Source organism: Aquimarina amphilecti (genome assembly GCF_900109375.1).
Lineage (GTDB): Bacteria > Bacteroidota > Bacteroidia > Flavobacteriales > Flavobacteriaceae > Aquimarina > Aquimarina amphilecti.
Genome location: NZ_FOAB01000010.1, coordinates 69,027 through 91,951, shown reverse-complemented (window position 1 = coordinate 91,951; position 22,925 = coordinate 69,027). Strand labels below are relative to the sequence as shown.

The following is a 22,925-nucleotide window of genomic DNA, read 5'->3' as shown; positions in this document are numbered from 1 at the left end:
GAGTGGATTCATACTTTGATAAATTAAAAAACAATGTTTTAATTAAAGTTAGTTCTTTTAATGCTATTAGCGTTTTTGCGAAAATGATTACGGGTTTTATAAGTCTTAAAGTAGTTGCAATATTTTTGGGGCCAGAAGGATTGGCACTTATTGGTAATCTTCGTAATGTTTTGACTTCTATTCAATCAGTCGGGACCTTAGGTTTATATAATGGTATCGTAAAGTATATAGCAGAATTTAAAAGTGATAAGGAAGAGACTAAGTCCATGTTATCAACTTCCTACCTTTTATGTTTTGTAATTACCATAGTAATGTCGATATGGCTTTACTTTTTTCCAACATTTTGGAATAACTTGGTTTTTGGTAGTAGTTACCAATATAATTTTGTTTTTAAAGCTATAGCAATAGCATTACCTTTTTATTCTGTTAATACGCTATGTTTAGCAATCATTAATGGGTATTCTAAATACAAGATATATATACTACTTAATATTGCTAGTAGTATTTTAGGTTTATTGATAACGGTTTTCTTGGTTTGGGAATATAAGTTAGAAGGAGCATTTTTGGCAATTATTATAAATCCGGCAGTATCATTATTCTTAACCATTTTAATTATACTGAATAAAAAAGATGTTTTTAAATTTTTACCATCCAATAAGATATCATTTAAATATGTAAAAAGATTAAGTTCATTTGCAATTATGGCATTGGTATCAGTAACTATTTTACCAGCAATCTTGATCAGAATTAGAAATTTTATTATTACTACTGAAGGTATTAAAGAAGCAGGTTATTGGGAAGCTATACAAAGTATAAGTAGTCAGTATATGCTATTTATAACAACATTATTAACGATTTATCTGCTTCCTAAATTAGCTGAGATAAAAAAGAGTAAAGATTTTAGATTAGAAATAATTAATTTTTATAAGACGATTTTACCAGTTTTTATTGTTGGATTTCTGATCATTTATTTTTTAAGAAATATTATAATCAAGGTTCTTTTCTCTAATGAGTTTATTGAAATGGAACCCTTGTTTATATGGCAATTGTTTGGAGATCTTTTTAAAATAGCATCTTTGGTGATAGCATATCAGTTTTTGGCTAAAAGAATGTTTTGGTATTATATAATTACAGAAATTATTTCGTTTGCATTTTTATACTTGGCAAGTATTTATTTGATAAACCAATTCGGGTTTATAGGTGCTTCTATGGCATATTTTTTTAATTATGTCTTTTATTTTTTATTATTGATCGTCGTGTTCCGGAAATCATTTTTTGGGCCAGACAAAAACATTTAATTGAGTTGACTCAAAAGAAAAACACAAAAGTTTGTATAATGGTTTCTTCCTTAGGTGCGGGAGGAGCTGAACGATCAAGTGCTATTTTGTCAAGAATGTTAGTAGATTCTGGATATGATGTTACAATTGTTAGTATTCTGGATGATATCGTGTATGATTATAAAGGAAATTTAGTGAATTTAGAATTACTCACTTCTTCTGATAAAGGTTTATACAAACGTTGGCGAAAATTTGTAATTAGTAGAAAACTCATCAGAGAAAATAAGTTTGACTATGTCATTGATGCAGCCCCAAGGCCTTGGTGGTTTAGACAGTGGTTTATTAATACGTTTGTATACCAAAAGACAGATACAGTCTTTATTGTTCATAGCTATAATATAGGTATTTATTTTCCTGATAATAAGTTTTTGGGAAAGTTGTTATACAAGAATGCATATGAATTGATAGGAGTTTCTAAAGATGCTGTATCTCATTTTAAGAAACAATATGGTTTGATTAAAGGGCATTGCATCTATAATGCATTTGATAAAAACCGTTGGGAAATGTTGTCGAAAGTAAGGTTAGATACACCAAGTTATGAATATGTTTTATCGTACGGCAGAATTTCTGAGGATTCAAAAAATTATAGTTTTCTGATTCGAGCATATGCCAAATCTAGATTACCAAAAAAAGGGATCAAACTTATCATAATGGGTGATGGTCCTGATAAAATGAAGATTCAAAACCTAGTTAAAGAACTAAGGATAGAAAATTATGTTGTTTTTAAAGGATTTTCGGATAATCCATTTCCCTATGTAAAGCAGGCATTGTATACTACATTGACAAGTAATTATGAAGGTTTTCCGATGGTCCTAATAGAATCTTTAGCTATGGGTACACCTGTAGTGTCGATAGATTGTAAATCCGGCCCTTCAGAAGTGATTGTTACAGGTGAGAATGGTATATTAGTGCTTTCAAATAAAGAAAAGGCTTTTACTGAAGCTTTAAATAAAATGATAGAAGATCGAGCTTTTTACCAAAAATGTAAAAATGGTACGATATCGAGTGTTTCAAAATTTAAAATAGAAAATATAACTTCACAATGGCAAGCAATACTTCCGCCCAAGAAATAGAACATATGACAAGCATTGAAGATTGTGAAATTATAGAAGTCCCTAAAATAAAAGATCCTAGAGGTACTATTGCTGTAGTGGAGAAAGATGTTATTCCTTTTGAAACTAAAAGAGTATATTATCTATACGATGTTCCTAGTGATGCAAGTAGAGGAGGTCACGCGCATAAAAAATTATATCAGTTTTTGATTGCCTTAAGTGGTAGTTTTGATGTGATTTTACAGGATGGGAAAGAACAAAAAAAAATTACTCTTAATAAGCCCAATAAAGGATTGTTGATTAAACCTGGAATATGGAGAGAGTTGGAAAATTTTTCTTCTGGATCGGTATGTCTTGTTTTAGCTTCAGAAGTATATAAAGAAGAAGATTATATTAGAAACTTTGAAGAGTTTAAGTTATTTAAAACTAGATAGTTTTATCCCCAAAACATGTATTAAAGTAGTTTGAACTTTCTTTAATAAGAGTAATATTGTTTTGGGTTGTTTTATTAATAACCTATTCTTCCAATGCAGGTTTTTCCAATGAATGTTTTTACAATATTTTTTAGAAGAAATATGATCTCCAGAAATTTTATGTTCTAATGCTATTGAATATCGATTAACATCAAGGTATTTTTTTAAAGAAATATTATGTTTTTCTTCTTTTTCAAATTTTTCAAATTTTAGAAAAGTTTTCTTTTTTATATCTATTTCTTTTGATCGATTTTTAGCATCTAGATTGTACGTCGCAGTAAGATATGTTGCTAAAGCAACTTTATATTGTAAGGCAATACGAATCCAAAGATCAGTATCTTCTCCATGTGTAATTGAAGAGTCGAAATCTTTAATTGTATTAAAAACTGATTTGGGAACCGCGCAAGCCGATGTCCAAGCAATAGCATCAATGGAACTAGAGTCAAAAAAATCATCGACTATCATCAGAGAATTACTACTTGCATTTATATTTTTGAAATTAGCTAAAAAAATAGATTTGGTACTAAATCTTTTTTCATAGGAAGTAGCTAGTAAACCAACATCAGGAAATTTTTTGTACAATTTAGACAATACTGTGAGATGATTTGGATACCAGTAATCATCTGCATCAAGAAAGGCGATAAGTTCTCCTTTAGCTTTTGCGATTCCAAGATTTCTAGCATTGGCAACTCCCTTGTTTTCCGTTAAGAAATATTGTATTCTTTCATCTATAAAAGAGGTTACTACTTTTTCACTTTTATCGGTAGAACCATCATTAATGATTATAAGCTCAAAATCGATACAATCTTGATCAAATACAGATTGTATCGTTTTTGCGATGTTTTTTTCTTTATTGTAAAGAGGTATTATGATTGAGAAAAAAGGCACTATGCTTTGTTTTTAATTAAACAAAAATAACCTAAACGATAAAAATCATAACATAAAATTGAAGGATATGAGGAGTTGAAATTTCTTTTAAGAATATTTCTTGAGATTTTAAAAGTAAAAGAAATGATTTTGTCAATTTTTACTTTATTCATTTTATAATAGAGCTTAGAAACTTTATATCGATCATACGCAAGTTTGTTGGTATTGATTAAAAAAATGAGATTTTCAATTGCTTGCTCAGTTTTTATTATAAAAGTCTCCGCATTGTCATTAGCATCATGAATTACTGAATTGTCAATATGTTTAATGGAAATATTTTCATTAACAATAGCATCGAAAAATACTACATCTTCACAACCATATTTTTCTAAAGATTCATCAAATTCTACAATTTTAAATAGTTTTTTTTGGATTAAAAAGTTTGATGAACAAACAATGGAACGTTTGTTTCTATCTGACAATGATTCCCTTTTTTTTGTGTACACCCATCTAAGACGATAAGGTTTATTAGGAGGTTGTTTTAGATAAGTCATTCCACCAGTTACTACTTTATGGTTTAAATTATCCAGATATATTTTGATAAAGTTTTTTTGTTCTGGAAATGTCCCAGCATCAATGAATAGAAGAAAATCATACGATGCTTCTGAAGCTAGAAGATTTCTAATAGCACTTCTTCCTATATTTTTTGGTAGTCTCTTAAAAGAAGAATGTGAGAAATCATTAATACTTTTATTCTCATTAATATGATGATCAGAATGATCGTCGAACACTAATATTTCGAAAGGAACGTTACATAACGAAATCTGCTGATGAACCTCTCTAACCAATGGAATAATGTTATAATTATAAACTGGGATCAAAATTGATAACATTTATAGATGTTTTACTAGAAGTTTATAATTATTTTTAAGACAAATTTGTAATTGGATAGATGAATCACCCTAATAGAGATAAAATTGCTGATCTCATTTTTTTAAAACTCAAAGATAATGAAGAAGTTTTAAAAAAACACTTTGATCAAACTAGTGAAGGTATTGGGTATTTTTATTTAGATGATGTACTGCCCAATGATCTAACAAGACAAGTTTTTGATAAATTTCCTAGAACAAAAGATATAAAGGTAAAGAGAAGCATAAGAGAGTATAAGTATGTGGCAGCTCAGATGAATAAGTATCATCCTTTACTAGAGGAGATTATTTATGCTTTTCAGGATAAGAGAATTGTTGATTTAATAGCGGAGATATGTGGTTATAGTAATGTAAAACCTGATGATAAGCTTTATGCAGGTGGGATTTCTATGATGGGAAAAGGTAATTATCTGAATCCACATCTAGATAATTCGCATGATAAGGATGTAAAGCTTTGGAGGGTACTTAACTTGTTATATTATGTTACACCAGATTGGATTCCAGAAAATGGAGGTAATTTAGAATTATGGCCAGAAGGTCTAAAAAATAAACCGGTATCTATAAATTCAAGTTATAATAGATTAGTGGTTATGGCGACTCATAAAGATTCTTGGCATTCTGTGGGTAAGGTAAAAGTCGATAATGTACGATGCTGTATTTCTAATTACTATTTCTCCACTGAATCAGTAGATGCAAAGAGATCTTTTCATGTTACTACTTTTAGAGGTTGGCCAGGTCAGTTTTTTAGAGATAAAATATTGAAAATCGACTCATCAATAAGAATGGGAGTTAGGAAAATATTTAAAAAGGGAATTAGAGAAAACCCACATGTCTATAAGAAAGATGATTGATAAGTATCATCAATCAATTAGGTGTGTTTTGATAAATCCCAAAGACAAAATCACTTGGATGATTTTTTAAATAATCATCCTCGAAATCAAATAATTTATTCAAGGTTTCTTCTTTTTCTTGATCAAGTTCTAAAAAATGATGTGATAAATCTTTTAATGCATTTGCAAGAAGATTACCTCCATAAGAAGCTTCATAGATAGTGGTGTAATTTTTATGAATTGAAGGTAAGATTTTTTCAGATTCTACACATTCTGATGGGTCTGCAAGTATCATCCTAATAATACCTGAACCATAAATTTTATTTTTAAATAAATTTAGTTTAAATCTTTTTCTAAACGGTTTAGGAATAAGTTTTATAGCTCGATTGGTGGCTGTTATTTGATGTTTAGGGAATTGTAACCTATTTGGTCCTACAAACTCATTGATGATTAGTTTACCATCAGGTTTTAAGGTTCTTTTTATTTTTTGACCAACAAGCTCTTCTATGTTTTTAAAATGATGTAGTGACGCATGAAAGAAAACAATATCAAAGTAATTCTCTGGGAACTTATATGAATACAAATCCTGAATCTTAAAATTAATATTGTCTAATGCAACTTCTGATGCCGTTTTTCTTGCGGCATCAAAAAGTACTTCGTTAATATCGATACATAAAATCTCTTCAAAATTCTCATATCCTGCAAATGTTAGTTCGTGACTACAAATCCCACTCCCTAATGAAAGCATTTTTAGATTTTTAGAATTAGCCAAAAACTTTTTCATTACAAAGTCTTCGTACTCAGTTTGAGAATCTCCAGTTATGAGTTGATTCCATCTTTTTTGAATTTTCGGAATGATCCACCAATTAGCAGATTGTATGTCTAATTCATTAAAAGCACTCTTGGTCCTTTTGATATCGTTTATATTCAGTTTTGATGTGATGAAGGACGCCCCTCGTTGTCTAAACTTCGTATAAGTTTCTATAAAGTCATCAAGGGTAATTAAACGCATTATTCTATTGCTTTACAGAAGTTATCCTTTTCGTTGTACTACTTCGAAGACTTTATTGCCTTCGCATTTTAAGGTTTTAGAAGGGTATTTTAGGAGTAGGGCATAATCATGAGTCGCCATTAAGATGGTATTGCCATTTTTATTGATTTCCTGTAAAACCTCCATAACTTCTACAGAAGTTTGAGGGTCTAAATTCCCAGTAGGTTCATCGGCAAGGAGTAATTCTGGATCATTAAGCAATGCTCTAGCAATAGCAATTCGCTGTTGTTCTCCACCAGATAATTGATATGGAAATTTAAAATCCTTTGTTTTCATACCTACTTTATCTAGCACATCATCTATCTTGCTATCCATAGCTTTTTGATCCGTCCACCCAGTTGCTTTCAGTACAAATACTAAATTATCCTTTACTGTTCTATCATTAAGTAGTTTGAAATCCTGAAACACAATTCCTAATTTTCTTCTAAGAAATGGAATTTGATTTTCTTTTAATGTACTTAAATCAAAATCTACAATACTTCCATCTCCTTCTATCAAAGGGATATCTCCATAAAGAGTTTTCATAAAACTACTTTTCCCTGTACCGGTCTTACCGATCAGATATACAAAATCCCCTTTATTAACTTCGACATTAACATCTGAAAGAATTAAATTTTCTCTTTGGTAGATTGAAGCATTTTTAAGACTTAGAACCGGATCGGACATAGTATGTAATTCTGATTTTATTATTTTTAGTAAAAGTAAAAAGTTTATGCAATAATGTATTTATTAAAAATGTTTTTTTATCCACGTAGATTTTAAGTACTTTTCCAAAGAATTCATATGCTCGTACATTTTGCAATTTAATACCATTGATTTTGCGTTGTTCTTTCCAATCGTTTTTGTTTTGTATTGGTTTGTTTTTAACAGCTCAAAAAAAGTTCAGAATGTTTTTCTTCTCGCAGTAAGTTACTTGTTTTATTCTTTTTGGGATTGGAGATTTTTATCATTAATTTTTTTAAGTTCAATGATTGATTTTCTAGTTGCAAGACAATTAGAAACAACTTCTAGCGTAAAGAGAAAAATACTTTTGGGAGTTAGTTTATTCTTTAATCTAGGTGTCTTATTCGTCTTTAAATACTTCAATTTCTTTATAGAAACGTTCGCAGAGGTGTTTTTGTTATTTGGAACCCCAATATCTTATAGTTCATTACAGTTTATCCTTCCTGTTGGAATAAGTTTTTATACTTTTCAAACCTTAAGTTATACAATAGATGTATATAGAGAAAGAATACGCCCAACGAATGATATTATTTCATTTTTTGCCTTTGTTTCATTTTTCCCACAATTAGTAGCAGGTCCTATTGAAAGAGCTTCTAACCTTTTACCTCAGTTTCAAAAAAGCAGATATTTTAAGTATAGTAGAAGTATTGATGGCTTACGATTAATCTTAGGAGGTTTGTTTAAGAAAATGGTAATTGCAGACAATTGCGCTATAATTGTAAATAGATTGTTTGAGGATTATACAGAATATTCAGGGAGTACCTTGTTTTGTGGAGCTATATTTTTTGGCTTTCAGATTTATGGTGATTTTTCTGGTTATTCAGATATCGCTATTGGTTCTGCAAGATTGTTAGGGTTTGATTTAAAGAAAAATTTTAGTTTCCCTTATTTATCAAAGAACTTAATTGAGTTTTGGAGACGATGGCATATTTCGCTTTCTACTTGGTTTAGAGATTACGTATATATTGCATTGGGAGGCAATCGTGTTTCAAAACCTAGATTGGTATTTAATATTCTTGTGGTTTTTCTGTTAAGTGGATTATGGCATGGAGCTAATCTTACATTTATTTTTTGGGGATTGATTCATGGAATCATATTGATATTTACAGTTTTTATAAATAATGAAACAAAATTTGAGGTTTTTCTCCAAAATCAAAATTCAATAGTAGTTGATTTTTTAAGAATGAGTATTACATTTTTTATAGTTACTATTGCTTGGGTTTTTTTTAGAGCAGATTCAATCACGGAAGCCTTTGGGTATCTAGAGCGTATTTTTTCATCAACACTTTTTTCTATTCCACAAGGGAATAAGTTGTTTTTGATTTTATTGATTGGATATCTAGGCATAGAATGGTTTCAGAAAAAACGAGAACACTTATTGGATATTCAGTATATATCATCTAAAAGCATTCGATATCTAATTTATTATGTTACGGTATTCGTCGTGTTTTACTATGCAGGGGATTTACAAACCTTTATTTATTTTCAATTCTAAACTATGAAGGTTTTTATAAAAAAAATATTCTTATTTCTACTACCACTGCTTTTTATTTGGGTAGCATTAGAGAGTTTTTATAGAACTGTAGAATCTAATTATTCTTATAAGCATAGAATGATTAGTAACTCTTATAATGACATAGAGACATTGGTTTTAGGGGATTCCCATGCTTTTTTCGGTATTAATCCAGAATTTATGGATGCCAAAACTTTTAATGTGTCTAATATAAGTCAGAGTTTATATTTTGACCAATTGTTGTTTGATAAACATATAGATAGCCTTCCTAATTTAAAAAATGTAATTATTACCATCGGTTATTATAGTTTAAGCCAATTAAAAAACACAAAAGAAGATCGATGGCGTAAATATTTTTACCATCATCAAATGGAATTAGATGTTCCCATTATTAATCCACTAGATGTGAAAAAATATAGTCTAGCACTAACTCGTCGTTTTGATAAATCGATTACTCTACTTCACGATTATATGTATAAAGGAACAATTGTCGGGTGCGATAATAGGGGTTGGGGTACATACTATAAAAGCACAAACAATATACCTTTAGTAGAAGGAAGTAGAGCTACGGCAAAAAGACATGAGGATTTTTTAATGGATTTCGAAGAGAATTTAGTTAGACTTCAATCGATTATTGCCTATTGCAAAAAAATAAAATGCAATGTTTATTTAGTTGATATGCCAGTCTATAATGGGTATTTAAAACTACTTAACCCAAGTAAATTAGAGAAAATCACCAATTCGTGTAATGATTTGGCAACTAATTATAATAATGTGACTTATATAAATTTAAAAAGAGATTTTAGAATAGAAGATGCCGATTTTTATGACTCGGATCATTTGAATCATAAAGGGGCAAAAAAATATACTAAAATCATAAATGAAATTATATCTGATCCAAAAAATCAGAATTAATGTAATTATCTCCAAAATATTTCGTTATTACTATGAAGATTAGGGTATCTTTAACACAAAATTTATTCGCGGGAAACGATATTTACTTTAAGAAAAATTGGTCAAGGAAAACCTTGAGATTTCTATTAAACTGGAACTTTGGTAATAGTATCCAAAGTCTAAACTTTGAAAGAAATATTTACATGAACAAATACATCACTTTGATGCTTTTTGTAGCAATTCTATCTTCAAAGATTTCTGCGCAACAATCAGCAATTTACACGAATGAACTAGTACTGTATAATCAGGCATTAGAACTTTATAACAATAAGCAATTTCTGGCTGCTCAAAATCTATTTGACAAAGTCAGAGATGCCGTAGATGATGAAAACATCGATGCAGAATGCACCTACTATATAGCGAATTGTGCTGTATGGTTGAATCAGAAAGGAGCAGATGATTTGATGGAAGAGTTTGTTGTAAAATATCCGACTAGTATTAAGCGTAATGCTGCATATTTAGATGTAGCAAATTATTATTTTGATAACGGAAAGTATGCATATGCTCGTAAATGGTATGATAAGGTCGATGAAGGCAATATGAGTCGTTCCGAAAAAGAAAAGTTCAACTTCAATAATGGATATGCATATTTTAAGATCCAACGATTTAACGAGGCGAAAAAATTCTTATCTAAAGTAGAAGAGACTGATAAATATGGAGCTCAAGCCAAGTATTATTTGGGTTTTATAGCATATGAAGGAGATAATTATCAGGAAGCGGATAAGTTGTTCGATGAGGTTAAAGATCTTGATAAGTATAATAAGAACTTATCTTATTTCCAGAGTGATATGAATTTTAAATCTGGAAAATTCCAAGAAGCAATTAATGATGGACTAGGGCAACTTTCTAGATCTAAACCTTCTGAGAAATCAGAATTGAATAAGATCATCGGAGAAAGTTATTTTAATTTAGGACAATATGATAAGGCAATTCCGCATCTAAAAGCATATAGAGGTAGAAAAGGAAAATGGAATAATACGGATTATTATCAATTGGGGTATGCCTATTATAAAGGAGGCGATTATACAAATGCTATTTCAGAGTTTAATAAAATAGTAGATGGTCGTAATGAAACTGCGCAGAATGCTTATTATCATTTAGCAGAATCTTATTTGAAAACAGATCAGAAACAACAAGCATTAAATGCATTTAAGAATGCTTCTGAAATGGATTTTGAGGCTAAAATTAAGGAAGATGCTTTGTATAATTATGCTAAGCTAAGTTATGAGATAGGTAATTCATATGAGAGCACCCCAAAAATCCTGTTATCTTATGCAGAAACATATCCTAATTCTGAGTTTAAAGAAGAGGTTCAGGAGTTACTAATTAGTTCTTATATCACTTCTAAGAATTATAAGGAGGCAATGGACTTATTAGAAGGAAGTCGCAATTTTGGTGATAAAGTGGTGTATCAGAAAGTGGCTTATTTTCGAGGGATAGAACTTTATAATGAAGCCAATTATGCTGAAGCTAAGTTATATTTTGATAAATCTTTAGCACAACAAACAGATCCGAAATTTACGGCAAAAGCGATTTATTGGAAATCAGAATGTGATTATCTGCAAAATAATTTTGATGAAGCACTTATAGGGTTTAAACAATTTAAGGGAAAAGATGGAGCTATTGGTACAAGTGAATATGAAGAAATAGACTATAATATTGGATACACTTATTTTAAATTAAAACAGTACCCACAAGCTGCAGAGTTCTTTGATACTTATTCTAAAAAAAGAGGTGTTGATGAAACGCGATTAACAGACACTTATTTAAGATTAGGTGATAGTCATTTTATTTCTCGAAAATATTGGCCCGCAATGGAAGCTTATAATAAGGCAATTAAAAATGGCGGTGCAGATTCAGATTATGCACATTACCAAAAAGCAATTAGTTATGGCTTTGTAAAAAAGAATGATAAGAAAATCAGTGATCTAGAAATTTTTATTAAAAAGTATACACGATCTACATATCGGGATGATGCAATGTTTGCTTTAGGAAATACCTATATCGCAGAAAATAAAACGCAAAGAGGGATCGAAGCGTATGATCGATTAATCAGAGAAGTACCTAGAAGCTCATATGTGCCGAAAGCATTGTTAAAACAAGGATTGATTTATTATAATGGGGATCAAGGAAATAGAGCTTTGAGTAAATTTAAGACAGTAGTTGCTGATTATCCAGGTACAGAAGAAGCTATCCAAGCTGTAAATACAGCAAGATTGATCTATGTAGATCTTGGTAGAACCGACGAATACTCGAATTGGGTAAAAGGATTAAGTTTTGTAGATGTTACCGATGCAGATCTAGATAATACGTCATATGAAGCGGCAGAAAAACAGTTTTTAGAAAATAATGATAACGCAGCAATAACTGGTTTTCAAAAATATTTGAACGAGTTTCCAAGCGGTCTTCACGCGCTTAAAAGTCATTTTTATCTAGCGCAGTTGTTTTACAAAAAGGGAGATAAGCAAGCTACAATTCCACATTATAAATATGTATTAGAAAAAGATAGAACAGAATTTACAGAACAAGCATTAGCAAGGTTGTCTCAGATCTATTTAGAAAACCGAAATTATAATGAAGCAATTCCTGTATTAGAACGATTAGAGACAGTAGCTGATTTTCCTCAGAATATCATATTTGCGCAATCGAATTTAATGAAATCTCATTATCAGTTAGTACATTATCAAGAAACAATTACGTACGCCGAAAAAGTGTTGGGTAATCCAAAAATCCAAAACGATGTAAAAAGTGATGCACAAATTTTTATTGCTCGTGCAGCTTTACAAACCGCAGATGATGCCAGAGCAAAGAAAGCGTATGCGGAAGTTAGAAAAATTGCTACAGGAGAATTAGCGGCAGAAGCATTATATTATGAGGCTTATTTTAAAAATAAAGAAGGCGGCTATAAAACGTCGAATGAAACAGTGCAAAAGTTAGCAAAAGACTTTTCAGGGTATAAGCTATATGGAGCCAAAGGGCTGGTTTTAATGGCCAAAAACTTTTATGGACTAGAAGATGCATATCAAGCAACCTATATTTTAGAAAGTGTTATCAAAAATTTTACGGATTATCCTGATGTAATTCAAGAAGCAAGATCCGAACTCAAAAGAATCAAAGCCGAAGAAGCAAAAACTAATTCATCCATCCAAACCGAACAATAATAATCAGTTGTAAACTCTTAACTATTTATGTCGAGATATATCAAGAAATTAATTTCTTTTACTTGTGTTTTTGCCTTTAGCATTATCACTATAGTAGCCCAAGAAAAAGAAGAAGAGGAAACCATAGAAACGGAACGTGTAGTTATTGTTAAAACGTATACACCTACTATTAGTGATGCATTTAAAGTGAAATCCACCCCAATACTTAATGATTCTGTTACACAGAAGAAAAAACAATTACGATATAGTATTTTTTCGGTCCCTGTAGCTTCTACATTTACTCCTGCTAAGGGAAGGGCAGCGAGTATAGACAAACCTAAAAAAATACCATTATATGATAATTATGCAACCTTAGGATTTGGAAATTTCACATCCGTTTTGGCAGAGTTTTATAGTAATTTCCAGATAAATCGTACAGATAATATGGGCTTATATTTACATCATAATTCTTCTCAGGGAGGTATAAAAGATGTAGAACTCGATGATAAATTTTATAATACATTTTTAGACCTTAATTACACATCACGAACTAAAGACTTTACGTATGGTATAGAGGTAGGGGCAGAGCATCAGTTATATAATTGGTATGGATTGCCAGAAATTCCTGTGTTAACAGAAGCGCAGATTGATGCAATTGATCCTCAGCAGAATTATTTTGGGGCCAAGTTAGGGGGTAAATTGCAGTTTGATGATTTGTATTTTAAAAGAGCTTCATTGAATTATCGATATTTTGGAGATGCATTAAGTTCTACAGAACATCATGCCGTTTTTACACCAACGTTTGAGTTTGAAATAGCCGATGAATTGATTACTACAGATTTTATTGTTGATTATCTGGGAGGAAGTTTTGATCGGCCATTGGATCAAGCATTACAAACTCCTAACGATTTTAGCATTCTTAATTTGGGGATACAACCTAATTTGGTAGTACTAAGAGATAATTTAACAGTAAACCTTGGGGCAGCCGTTTTTTATAGTATTGATAGTCAGAATAACGATAATAACTTTTTTATCTATCCTAAAGTAACAGCTTCTTACAGGTTATTGGATGAAGCAGTAATTGCTTACGGTGGATTGGAAGGAGGATTAAAACAAAATACATACAGAGATGCTGTACAAGCAAACCCGTATGTATCTCCAACTTTGGTGTTAACTCCTACTCATAATCAATTTGATGCGTACGTCGGATTAAAAGGAAAGATCTCTGATATAGTAAGTTATAATTTTAGAGGTGGATATGCATCAGAAAATGATAAGGTATTATTTGTAAATAATAGACCAGAAGTATTGCAATTAGAAGGGTATGATTTTGGGAACTCTTTTGCATATCGATATGATGATGTCCTAACACTGAATGGTTATGGAGAATTGAATTTTAATATCAATAAGAAGTTTAAATTAGGAGTTTCTGCAGAGTATTTTGATTATAATACTGAAGATGAGCAAGAAGCTTGGAATTTGCCAGAATTAAAGGCATCAATATTACTAGATTATCAAATTACGAATCAGTGGTTTGCTGGAGCACAACTTTTTTATGTCGGAGAGCGAAAGGATATCAATACAGCGGTTGCTTTTACACCGCCAACGCCAGAAGCAATCGTAACTTTGGATAGTTATTTTGATGCTAATGTTAATCTTGGATATCGATTTAATGATAAACTCTCTGTTTTTATTAAAGGAAATAATCTTGCTGGCGAAAACTATGAACGTTGGACAAACTTTCCCGTACAAGGAATACAGGTATTAGGCGGTGTTACGTATAAGTTTAATTATTGATTCTGGTTTAAATACAATACTGTTAAAAATACTGCCAATTAGCAATTTTCAGATAAAAACCTTATTTTATTCTAGTAATTGGAAATGAATTGAACATGAGGAGTGCTTTATTTTGGATATTAGGTCTACTAACCATAAATACGTTTGGACAAGACAATTTTAAAGTCTATTACGAAGAAACGGATAATGGATATACAATTTATGCAGATAATGGTGAGTTTTGCCCAGTTTCTGTGGAGATTGATTTCAAAATAGAGAATCTTACCTCGAGTATTGGCGATATTAAGATCATAGAAATCCCAGAACAAACAACCAAATTTTATATTGCTGATTTAACAGTGGTAGATAGAAAAAAAGCGATTCGTTTAGGGTTTAGTGTTCGCTATAATCATGGAAATCATTTACAGGAATCTTATGATACTGATTATCCATATCACTTACCATTTAAAAAAGGAACGGAGCATATGGTAACCCAAGGTTACAATGGTAATATTTCGCATCATAATGAATACGCATTAGATTTTAGAATGCCCGTGGGAACACCTATTTATGCATCAAGAGAAGGTAAGGTGGTTTTGGTAGAACAAGGGAATAATAAAACGTGTACTGGTCAGGATTGTGCCAAATTCAACAATTATATACTAGTGTATCATTCTGATGGCACTTTTGCAGAGTATACGCATATCAAAAAAAATGGATCTAAAGTGACTCCTGGAGATATCATTGAAAAAGGACAACATATCGGATATAGTGGTAATGTTGGATGGTCTACAGGACCACATCTACACTTTATAGTATTTCTACAGCGATTTAATGATCGAGAAACATTACCTACAAAATTTCTTGTGGGTAATGGCAAGCAATTTTTGCAATTAGAAGAAAGAGAAAAATATACTAAATCTTATTAGTTTTAAAATTGATTCAATGTTAGGTGAAGATAAAGAAAGGTGTATCGTTTAATACTTGCGTAAAAAGTTAAAAATATCTTAGCTTAGTTCTATTAAATCCAAAATCCTAAAATGAATAAGATATTACTATCGGTACTTACAATTCTCTTAATCCAATTTGCATCTGCACAACGTACTTATATGTTTGATAGATTGTTTGAGTTTAGTTATCAGGAGTCTCTTAATTTGCCAAAAGTGAAGGAATTAGTTTTAACAAATTCTAAAAATAATGATTACTACCTTTTAGTTCAAGATGATGGGAAAACGGATTTGAAACTTTATTTTCATAAACGGAATAATCTTCAATCTACCTTTTATTTAGATAAGAAAGCTTTTTCAGAGGCTAATAGGATTAATCTAGATTGTGATTTGGTAGAAAGGGTTAGAATAAAAAAAAGAGATCTTAAGTATTCTAAAAAATTTATTTTTGAAAATTTAAAAGATACTATTATCAATGATACAGTATTTAATCATATACTATTCAAAATAAAAAGTAAGAAGCATATCCCTCCTAAACAAAGAAAAGTTTATGATGTTCATTTCATTACTTATAAATACAAAAGACAAGAATACCCATTTCTAGGAACTAATTATGTGTATTTGAGCTGGAAACAAATGATCAATAGAGATGATTTTGATTTAGGTATTATAAAAGAACAATATGCAATAAATAGGAATGGTAAGCAATACATATATCGGTTAGTTAAGTTTTCGAATATTGAAAATAAATACATTTCAGTACCAGAAGCCTGTGATTATTCTCAGTGATACGTGGGGTCATTCTTTTTTAATATCTACTATTTTTTCAGGAGAAAAAAAACTAATAACAGGTGTAACTTGTTGATTTATAGGTAGCATTTCCGTATGTTGTTTAGATTTAATTTAATAAATTTATAAGAATACAAAACGTCAAATTATGAAATATTTAAAATATTTACTGTATTTAATTATCGTACTTTCACTTGTGTTTTTTGGAATTGGCTTTTTTACTCCATCGGTGTCTTACGAAAATGTGATTGCTGTTGATAAGCCAGCCAGTGAATCCTGGGAAGTGATGTCTGATGTTTCTAATTTACCTAAATGGATTAAGGGATTTAAAAGAACAGAATTAGTTAGTGGTACTCCTAATACGGTTGGAGCAGTTTCTAATGTATATGTAGATAATAGTGGAGAAGAAATGGTGATGGAAGAGACTATAACAGCTATGAAACTTCACGAACGTATGGCGATGACTTTTACCATGGATTTTATGGATATGGATTATGAAATGCTTTTCAAGGAAAAAGGAGGAAAGACGATGATTATTTCTCAATCTAATATTAAAGGAAATAGTGTGTTTGCAAAATCCCTACTTTCGTTTATGTCTAGTTCCATGAAAACACAGGAAGATGTAAATTTGAAAAATTTAAAAGAATTAATTGAAAAAAACGCTAAGGATTATTTTCCTGAAAAATAATAGATACCTCAGCTTAAAGAAGATTATGAATCATCTTGATTTAGTTTAAAAATACAGTCATTCTTGCTATAGTTTGTTACCTGTAGAAAAAAACGTAAAAAATTTTCACAGTGCGCATTCTAGATTGTCTAATATAATGTAGCCAAAATGAATTGGTTATTAAAAAATATAAGAATGATGGTAATAAAGAATCATGATGTTCAGAGCATTAATTTAACGACATCAACAGAAAAGGCGTTTGATTATATAGCAAACCCTTTTAATCTTTCTAAATGGACTGGCGCATTTAAAGAAGCTGATCAAGAATCAGCATTATTAGTAACCCCTAATGGTGAACTTAAAATTGGTTTAGAAACAAAGACAAATAAAGAGTTGGGGACTATTGATTGGTATATGACAATGCCTGATAATAGTGTAGGAGTTGCGTATTCCAGAGTGACAGCTGGACCAGACAATAATGCAATTTACTCTTTCGTATTAATTGCTCCTCCAGTCCCATTAGAGGAAGTGGAAGGTACATTAAGTGCACAAATTGGTCAGTTAAAAGAAGAATTAATATTGTTACAGACGATTTTAGCGGATTAAAGAAAAACAAAAAAAGGCTAAGGCTTACCTTAGCCTTTTTATTATATATTATGGAAGAACAACTTATAAAATCTTGCTTAGAAGGTGATAAAAGGAGTCTTGAAAAACTTATTAAGTCCATTGATCAATTAGTGTATAATCTATCAATACGGTTTTTATGGAATAAGGCTGATGCTGAAGATGCTACTCAGGAAATTTTATTAAAAGTAATTACTAATTTGAGTAAATATCAAGGGAAAAGTAAGTTTAATACTTGGGTTTATAGAATTGCAACAAACTATTTAATTAATCAAAAGAAAACTTCGTTCGAAAAAAGACCTATCTCGTTTAGTCAGTTCTCAGAAGAATTAAACTCGATTAATGACCCTGTGAGTTATGACTTGCCTGATAGTGGTTTGTTAGAAAAGGAGATGAAAACAGGGTGTACTTTAGCGATGCTTCAATGTTTATCCAGAGAATTGAGAATAGTTTTTATACTAGGAAGTATTCTTAAAATAAAAAGTAATGTAGCCTGTGAGATAATTGAAATTTCTCCTGAAAATTTTAGGAAACGACTCCAAAAATCTAGGAAACTAATTGGTAGTTTTTTAAATTCTAATTGCGGCGTGTATAACACGGCTAATAAATGTAGATGCAACAAAAGAATTCATATAGCTATTGCTTCTAAAAGAATTGTAAAAGAAGATCTTAATTTTGTGGATAATATAGATGTGTACAATGAAGAAATGGAGGAGTTAAATTCAATGACAGGAATTTATAGCAACCATGGGGATTTCATTAATAAATCTGATTTTTATAAAGAATTGAACCAATTAATAGCGTCCAAAAGAATTTTTAATGAGATCTAACTAAAAAATTTCTGTTGAAATTTTTTAGGAGTAAGTCCGTGATGTGATTTAAAAACTTGAATAAAATGAGATGGATTTTCAAAACCAACTTCCATAGCGACCTCGTTAACGTTTTTTTCTGAGGTCTGTAAAAGAAATTCGGCTTTTTCTATTCGTTTTTCTTTTAACCATTTTGCGGGCGATAAATAAAAAGTTTTTTCAAAATTTCTTTTAAATGAAGAAGTACTCATTCCATTTAAGTATGCAAAGTCTTCTATCCGTAAATTACGAGTGAAATTATTTTTCATGAATTCACTTAAATTGTACGTGTTTTTCTTATTTAAATTGGTTAGAAAATCTTTGAAAACATGTTGTTTATCATTTATTACTAGATTTAATAAAAGCTCTTCAAATTTTACCTTAAAAAGAGGTTCAGTAAGTTGGCTTTTATTTTCAAAATAAATAAGTATGGATTTTATATATGCTTCTAAATTAGGACTGTTATCAAATTTAAAATAAGTTTGCGGCTCTTCTTTTGAGTTATTTGTATATGGAAAGTATTTCCCGTTTTTTTTAAAAAAATCTAACAGCAAATTATCATCAACAAAAAATAATATACTCTTATAATTATTACTTTCCATTATTTTTTCTGTTGTTAGAAACAATCCTTTTTTAAGAAAAATAGCTTCGTTTTTATAAAGAGCTGTATCATCATCAAGGGAATGAAAATACTTTTTCCCTTCAATTCCAAAAGCAATTAAATGCTGTGTGAGGTTTATTTTAGATCTACTTGTTCCATTTTTTCTGTTTAATAAAACAACTGTATTCTCATTTAGGGTATGAACGATATCATTTTCTTTAGAAGATTTATGAAAATCACCGGGAATTGTTAATGTCATTGTTTATTAAATTTGGTTTTCTAAATTAAAAAATATCCTGTGTTGTTTTCTATTTTATTATTCTCGGGTAAGAAATGACTATTCCGAAGTTAGTAATAGCTCTTAACCAATAAATAGGTAGTCATAAACGGAAGACTATCCCAAAGGGTAATCTTCCGTTAGATTAATAAAAATAGTTAATATTACTTTGTTCCATTTTATAATTTAAGATCTGCTATGGTAAACCCATTATTAAATTTAATATTCTTAGTGGTAAATTCAACGAGCGTAAAATATTCACCAGAATCATTTGGAGCGAAAGCTTTTCTCTTAGTAGCAATATGTATGTCTTCAATTTTCTCATAATCAAGTACCATAATTAATATCGGTTTTTTTATTCCCCAAGCAGGCAAAGAAAACATAAACCTGTCTACCAAATGTGTCTTAGGATTAAAGAATAAAATAAACTCATCATTTACTTCTTTCCCTACAAGTTTAGCATCATAGGTAAGACATACTTTATGATATTTTACACCATTAACAGTCTCTTGACCTAAATATTTGTGTATTGTGCCTGGGTCTTCTAGCTTGTACATCATAGTAAACCAATAATAATTTACTGATCTAAAGAAATCTGCACTATTTACGGCTTCTTGAGAGATTGTTTTTTTACCACTTAAAGTAACTTTAGGTATTCCATTTATTTTATTCTGCATAGCTACTCCTGCTAGACCAGGTAATATGTTAACTTCGTGTTGTTTATATTCTCCCCAAGAAGCTTCATTTTCAAAAATATAGCGTTCTGTAGAAATGTCTTTTCCTTTTTTTAAATCATGATAAATATAGGTGAATTCGACATCTTTTTTAGAAGCTATTTTTTTCCAACCTCCATTTACATTGGTCATAGCTTGTAATAACTGTTTAGATCTAGAATCTGTTTCTTGGGCATTCCCTGCCAAAGAGAACAAAAATACAATTGAAAAAAATAAGATTACGAAATTTGAGGTTGATGTATTCATACTATAATTGTTTGATTTCATTATAATTTTTTATTCGATTATTTTCCTATAAAAACATCTAATTCAAGGAATGCTTTTTCTCTATATGGAAGTAATTCTTTATATACTTCTGACTCAAAAACGTTAGTAATGGATTCGCTACTAGGGAATTCCGTAATTGCTACTACTTGTAGTTTTTTAGAACCGATAATTGTTTTAGCAATTTTGTGCTTTCCTATTGGCTTAGCACCAGCTTCCTTAAATAATAGAGCTGATTGTTCCGAATAGTATGTAAATGCTTCTTTTTCATTTGGATTTAAAACTGCATTCACAATCATTATTGATTTTTCTGACATAATTTTTTGTTTTAATATGAATAATTTAGAATGATATTTTTTGGATAGGAAACTCTGCGACTGGTGGTGTTACACCACTGAATAATGCGCTTAACGAAGAATAAATAACGTACAGTTCATTTTCAATTACATCTAGTGTTGTGGGAAAAGTTCCTAAGGGAGTTATAAACGTATTAGCAATAGTTCCTGTGTCCCAATCATCTGTAGTTACTATCTGGTATATGGCTTCATCAAAATTAACTCCAGTTATATTATTACTAGCTAATAGTAATGTGCTATTATCTGTTAACAATAAACCATCCACAGAGTTAACAGCTCCGTCCAGCGTTATTTCTGTTATATTATTTGTATCTGATAGTGAAACTTTATACAGCTTTCCTTCGTCGTATTTGCCTACAATAAGGTAATCATCGGGATGGTAAACGATACCATTTAATCCGAAAGCACCTGCAGGAGCGGCAAATAATGGGTTGTTTACTAAAATAGAAGGATTACCTAAAAGATCTACTTTATAAATGATAGGCGAAAAACTATCTGTTACATATATGTTTCCTTCAGTATCAACAGTTACATCATTTGCTAAATGATCTCCTGGTAGTAAACTTGCTAAATCAATAGTAGCAATCTTACTTCTAGTAGATAGGTCATAGATAATAACTTGAGCTAGCTGTCCTACTGTCGAGGGGGTAGTTTTGATTCCTACTCCAGGATCAGTATTACATACTATTAATCTATTATTTGTTTTGTCAATGATAAGACCTAAAACTGATGTCAGAGTTTCATCATCGGCAAAGACTTCTTGATTTCCGTTTAAATCAATACTGATTATTTTGCCTTTTCGAATTGATCCTGTGTAAAAAACTTTTTCGGATTCATTGTAAACAATTCCTTCTGGATAAAAATCTAATTCATTAACTATTATTGAATCTGGAAGCACTGCTACTTGGGAAGTGTTATCATTATCACTACAAGCGATATAAAATGATGTGAACCCTAATACTAGGATTAGTGTTACTTTATTTATTTGATTTTTCATTGTATAATTTTTTATGTATTACCGTATTATGTTATTATCTGTTTTACAAAAGTATCTCGAAACTCAAGTAGATAGATATCGTGTATAGTTCAAAAAATGTAGTATTAAGTTCAAGGAAGTTTTATGAATAGTTTAGGATTTAGACTAGCATCAGTAATGTATGCTCTTACGCCATGATAGCAAGACAATTAAAATTCCATAGTATTATGAGTGTTAATAATCCATTTTCCATAATATTTTATGCTATAGAAGAAGTTATAAAGACGTATAGGAAACTAAGCTCAATAGAGATGATTTTGATTTAGGTATTATAAAAGAACAATATGCAATAAATAGGAATGGTAAGCAATACATATATCGGTTAGTTAAGTTTTCGAATATTGAAAATAAATACATTTCAGTGCCAGAAGCCTATGATTATTCGAATTAAAGTAATGTGTTGATTTGCAGGTAGTATGAGTAAGCTGTTTAAATTTAATTTGATAGATTTATGGTGAACACAAAACGCATATTATGAAGTATTTAAAATATTTATTGTATCTAATTATTGTATTAACATTAGTGTTTTTTGGGATTGGTTTTTTTACACCATCCGTTTCTTATGAAAACGAGATAACAGTTAATAAACCAGCTAATGAATCCTGGGAAGTGATGTCTGATGTTTCTAACTTACCTAAGTGGATAAAAGGGTTTAAAAGAACTGAATTGATAAAGGGTACGGCTAATACGGTTGGAGCAGTTTCTAATGTATATGTTGATAACAGTGGGGAAGAAATGGTGATGGAAGAGACTATAACAGCTATGAAACTTCACGAACGTATGGCGATGACTTTTACCATGGATTTTATGAATATGGATTATGAAATGCTTTTCAAGGAAAAAGGAGGAAAGACGATGATTATTTCTAAATCTAATATTAAAGGAAATAGTGTGTTTGCAAAATCCCTACTTTCGTTTATGTCTAGTTCCATGAAAACACAGGAAGATGTAAATTTGAAAAATTTAAAAGAATTAATTGAAAAAAACGCTAAGGATTATTTTCCTGAACCAGAAACTGTAATTGATACTACAGCGGTTTCTGTAGATGAATAATTCTCTTTTCTAAAATTTCTGTCCTCAAATAAAAATAATCTAGAGTTATCTAACTGAATTTCTTTAACTGGTAGTCTAAAGATA

Annotated in this window: 22 protein-coding genes; 14 read left to right on the top strand and 8 right to left on the bottom strand. The window is 30.3% G+C overall.

The window, feature by feature from the left end:
• Nucleotides 1–2 precede the first annotated feature (2 nt).
• From BMY33_RS21435 to BMY33_RS21425, 3 genes are read left to right on the top strand one after another with little or no spacing between them, the layout of a single operon-like run.
• Nucleotides 3–1,298, top strand: coding sequence for an O-antigen translocase (locus tag BMY33_RS21435; protein WP_244543074.1), 1,296 nt, complete (start codon nt 3–5; stop codon nt 1,296–1,298).
• A gap of 38 nt (nt 1,299–1,336) precedes the next feature.
• Nucleotides 1,337–2,410 (top strand): glycosyltransferase, encoded by a 1,074-nt coding sequence (locus tag BMY33_RS21430; protein WP_091412316.1) that lies wholly within the window; start codon nt 1,337–1,339, stop codon nt 2,408–2,410.
• Nucleotides 2,380–2,823, top strand: coding sequence for a sugar 3,4-ketoisomerase (locus BMY33_RS21425; RefSeq protein ID WP_244543073.1), 444 nt, complete (start codon nt 2,380–2,382; stop codon nt 2,821–2,823). The genes BMY33_RS21430 and BMY33_RS21425 overlap by 31 nt, the downstream gene beginning before the upstream one ends.
• Here BMY33_RS21425 and BMY33_RS21420 read toward each other — a convergent pair.
• The gene (locus tag BMY33_RS21420) at nt 2,806–3,750 is read right to left on the bottom strand and encodes a glycosyltransferase family 2 protein (protein ID WP_170837147.1); all 945 of its coding nucleotides are present in this window, start codon (nt 3,748–3,750) and stop codon (nt 2,806–2,808) included. The genes BMY33_RS21425 and BMY33_RS21420 overlap by 18 nt on opposite strands.
• Entirely contained in the window at nt 3,750–4,622 is an 873-nt protein-coding gene (locus BMY33_RS21415; RefSeq protein ID WP_091412312.1) for a glycosyltransferase family A protein, read from the bottom strand. Before BMY33_RS21415 ends, BMY33_RS21420 begins: the two co-directional genes overlap by 1 nt.
• Before the next feature lie 59 nt (nt 4,623–4,681).
• Here BMY33_RS21415 and BMY33_RS21410 point away from each other — a divergent pair, with 59 nt between their 5' ends.
• Nucleotides 4,682–5,509 (top strand): 2OG-Fe(II) oxygenase, encoded by an 828-nt coding sequence (locus BMY33_RS21410; RefSeq protein ID WP_091412310.1) that lies wholly within the window; start codon nt 4,682–4,684, stop codon nt 5,507–5,509.
• A 13-nt stretch (nt 5,510–5,522) separates the two neighbouring features.
• On the opposite strand, the gene BMY33_RS21405 is transcribed toward BMY33_RS21410, so the two are convergent.
• Both BMY33_RS21405 and BMY33_RS21400 read right to left on the bottom strand, forming a co-directional pair.
• On the bottom strand, nt 5,523–6,500 hold the full coding sequence (locus tag BMY33_RS21405; protein ID WP_091412309.1) for a class I SAM-dependent methyltransferase: 978 nt from the start codon (nt 6,498–6,500) through the stop codon (nt 5,523–5,525).
• A 21-nt stretch (nt 6,501–6,521) separates the two neighbouring features.
• Nucleotides 6,522–7,205, bottom strand: coding sequence for a cell division ATP-binding protein FtsE (locus BMY33_RS21400; protein ID WP_091412307.1), 684 nt, complete (start codon nt 7,203–7,205; stop codon nt 6,522–6,524).
• Nucleotides 7,206–7,506: 301 nt separating this feature from the next.
• On the opposite strand from BMY33_RS21400, the gene BMY33_RS21395 reads away from it, so the two are divergent.
• The 9 genes from BMY33_RS21395 (at nt 7,507) to BMY33_RS21355 (ending at nt 18,502) form a co-directional block, all read left to right on the top strand.
• Entirely contained in the window at nt 7,507–8,757 is a 1,251-nt protein-coding gene (locus BMY33_RS21395; protein WP_342028443.1) for an MBOAT family O-acyltransferase, read from the top strand.
• A 3-nt stretch (nt 8,758–8,760) separates the two neighbouring features.
• A complete protein-coding gene (locus tag BMY33_RS21390) occupies nt 8,761–9,690 on the top strand; it encodes a hypothetical protein (protein WP_091412304.1) in 930 nt (309 codons plus the stop codon).
• A gap of 182 nt (nt 9,691–9,872) precedes the next feature.
• Nucleotides 9,873–12,890 (top strand): tetratricopeptide repeat protein, encoded by a 3,018-nt coding sequence (locus BMY33_RS21385; RefSeq protein ID WP_091412451.1) that lies wholly within the window; start codon nt 9,873–9,875, stop codon nt 12,888–12,890.
• A 27-nt stretch (nt 12,891–12,917) separates the two neighbouring features.
• Nucleotides 12,918–14,666: a TonB-dependent receptor gene (locus BMY33_RS21380; protein WP_091412303.1), complete on the top strand. Its 1,749-nt coding sequence runs from the start codon at nt 12,918–12,920 to the stop codon at nt 14,664–14,666.
• 95 nt (nt 14,667–14,761) lie between these two features.
• The gene (locus BMY33_RS21375) at nt 14,762–15,574 is read left to right on the top strand and encodes a M23 family metallopeptidase (RefSeq protein WP_091412301.1); all 813 of its coding nucleotides are present in this window, start codon (nt 14,762–14,764) and stop codon (nt 15,572–15,574) included.
• 111 nt (nt 15,575–15,685) lie between these two features.
• Nucleotides 15,686–16,381: a hypothetical protein gene (locus BMY33_RS21370; protein WP_091412299.1), complete on the top strand. Its 696-nt coding sequence runs from the start codon at nt 15,686–15,688 to the stop codon at nt 16,379–16,381.
• Between the two features lie 148 nt (nt 16,382–16,529).
• On the top strand, nt 16,530–17,069 hold the full coding sequence (locus BMY33_RS21365; RefSeq protein ID WP_091412297.1) for an SRPBCC family protein: 540 nt from the start codon (nt 16,530–16,532) through the stop codon (nt 17,067–17,069).
• 174 nt (nt 17,070–17,243) lie between these two features.
• Nucleotides 17,244–17,654 (top strand): hypothetical protein, encoded by a 411-nt coding sequence (locus BMY33_RS21360; RefSeq protein ID WP_211482417.1) that lies wholly within the window; start codon nt 17,244–17,246, stop codon nt 17,652–17,654.
• 50 nt (nt 17,655–17,704) lie between these two features.
• On the top strand, nt 17,705–18,502 hold the full coding sequence (locus BMY33_RS21355) for an RNA polymerase sigma factor (protein WP_091412296.1): 798 nt from the start codon (nt 17,705–17,707) through the stop codon (nt 18,500–18,502).
• Here BMY33_RS21355 and BMY33_RS21350 read toward each other — a convergent pair.
• From BMY33_RS21350 to BMY33_RS21335, 4 genes are all read right to left on the bottom strand, one after another.
• Nucleotides 18,499–19,380, bottom strand: coding sequence for a helix-turn-helix domain-containing protein (locus BMY33_RS21350; RefSeq protein WP_091412294.1), 882 nt, complete (start codon nt 19,378–19,380; stop codon nt 18,499–18,501). The genes BMY33_RS21355 and BMY33_RS21350 overlap by 4 nt on opposite strands.
• Nucleotides 19,381–19,577: 197 nt before the next feature.
• The gene (locus BMY33_RS21345) at nt 19,578–20,378 is read right to left on the bottom strand and encodes a DUF6503 family protein (RefSeq protein ID WP_091412292.1); all 801 of its coding nucleotides are present in this window, start codon (nt 20,376–20,378) and stop codon (nt 19,578–19,580) included.
• Between the two features lie 38 nt (nt 20,379–20,416).
• Nucleotides 20,417–20,713 (bottom strand): DUF1330 domain-containing protein, encoded by a 297-nt coding sequence (locus BMY33_RS21340; protein WP_091412291.1) that lies wholly within the window; start codon nt 20,711–20,713, stop codon nt 20,417–20,419.
• Between the two features lie 25 nt (nt 20,714–20,738).
• Nucleotides 20,739–21,749, bottom strand: coding sequence for an SMP-30/gluconolactonase/LRE family protein (locus BMY33_RS21335; RefSeq protein WP_091412289.1), 1,011 nt, complete (start codon nt 21,747–21,749; stop codon nt 20,739–20,741).
• Between the two features lie 513 nt (nt 21,750–22,262).
• On the opposite strand from BMY33_RS21335, the gene BMY33_RS21330 reads away from it, so the two are divergent.
• Nucleotides 22,263–22,841 carry an SRPBCC family protein gene (locus tag BMY33_RS21330; RefSeq protein ID WP_091412287.1) on the top strand — a complete coding sequence of 193 codons (579 nt, stop codon included), beginning with the start codon at nt 22,263–22,265 and terminating at the stop codon, nt 22,839–22,841.
• Nucleotides 22,842–22,925 lie beyond the last annotated feature (84 nt).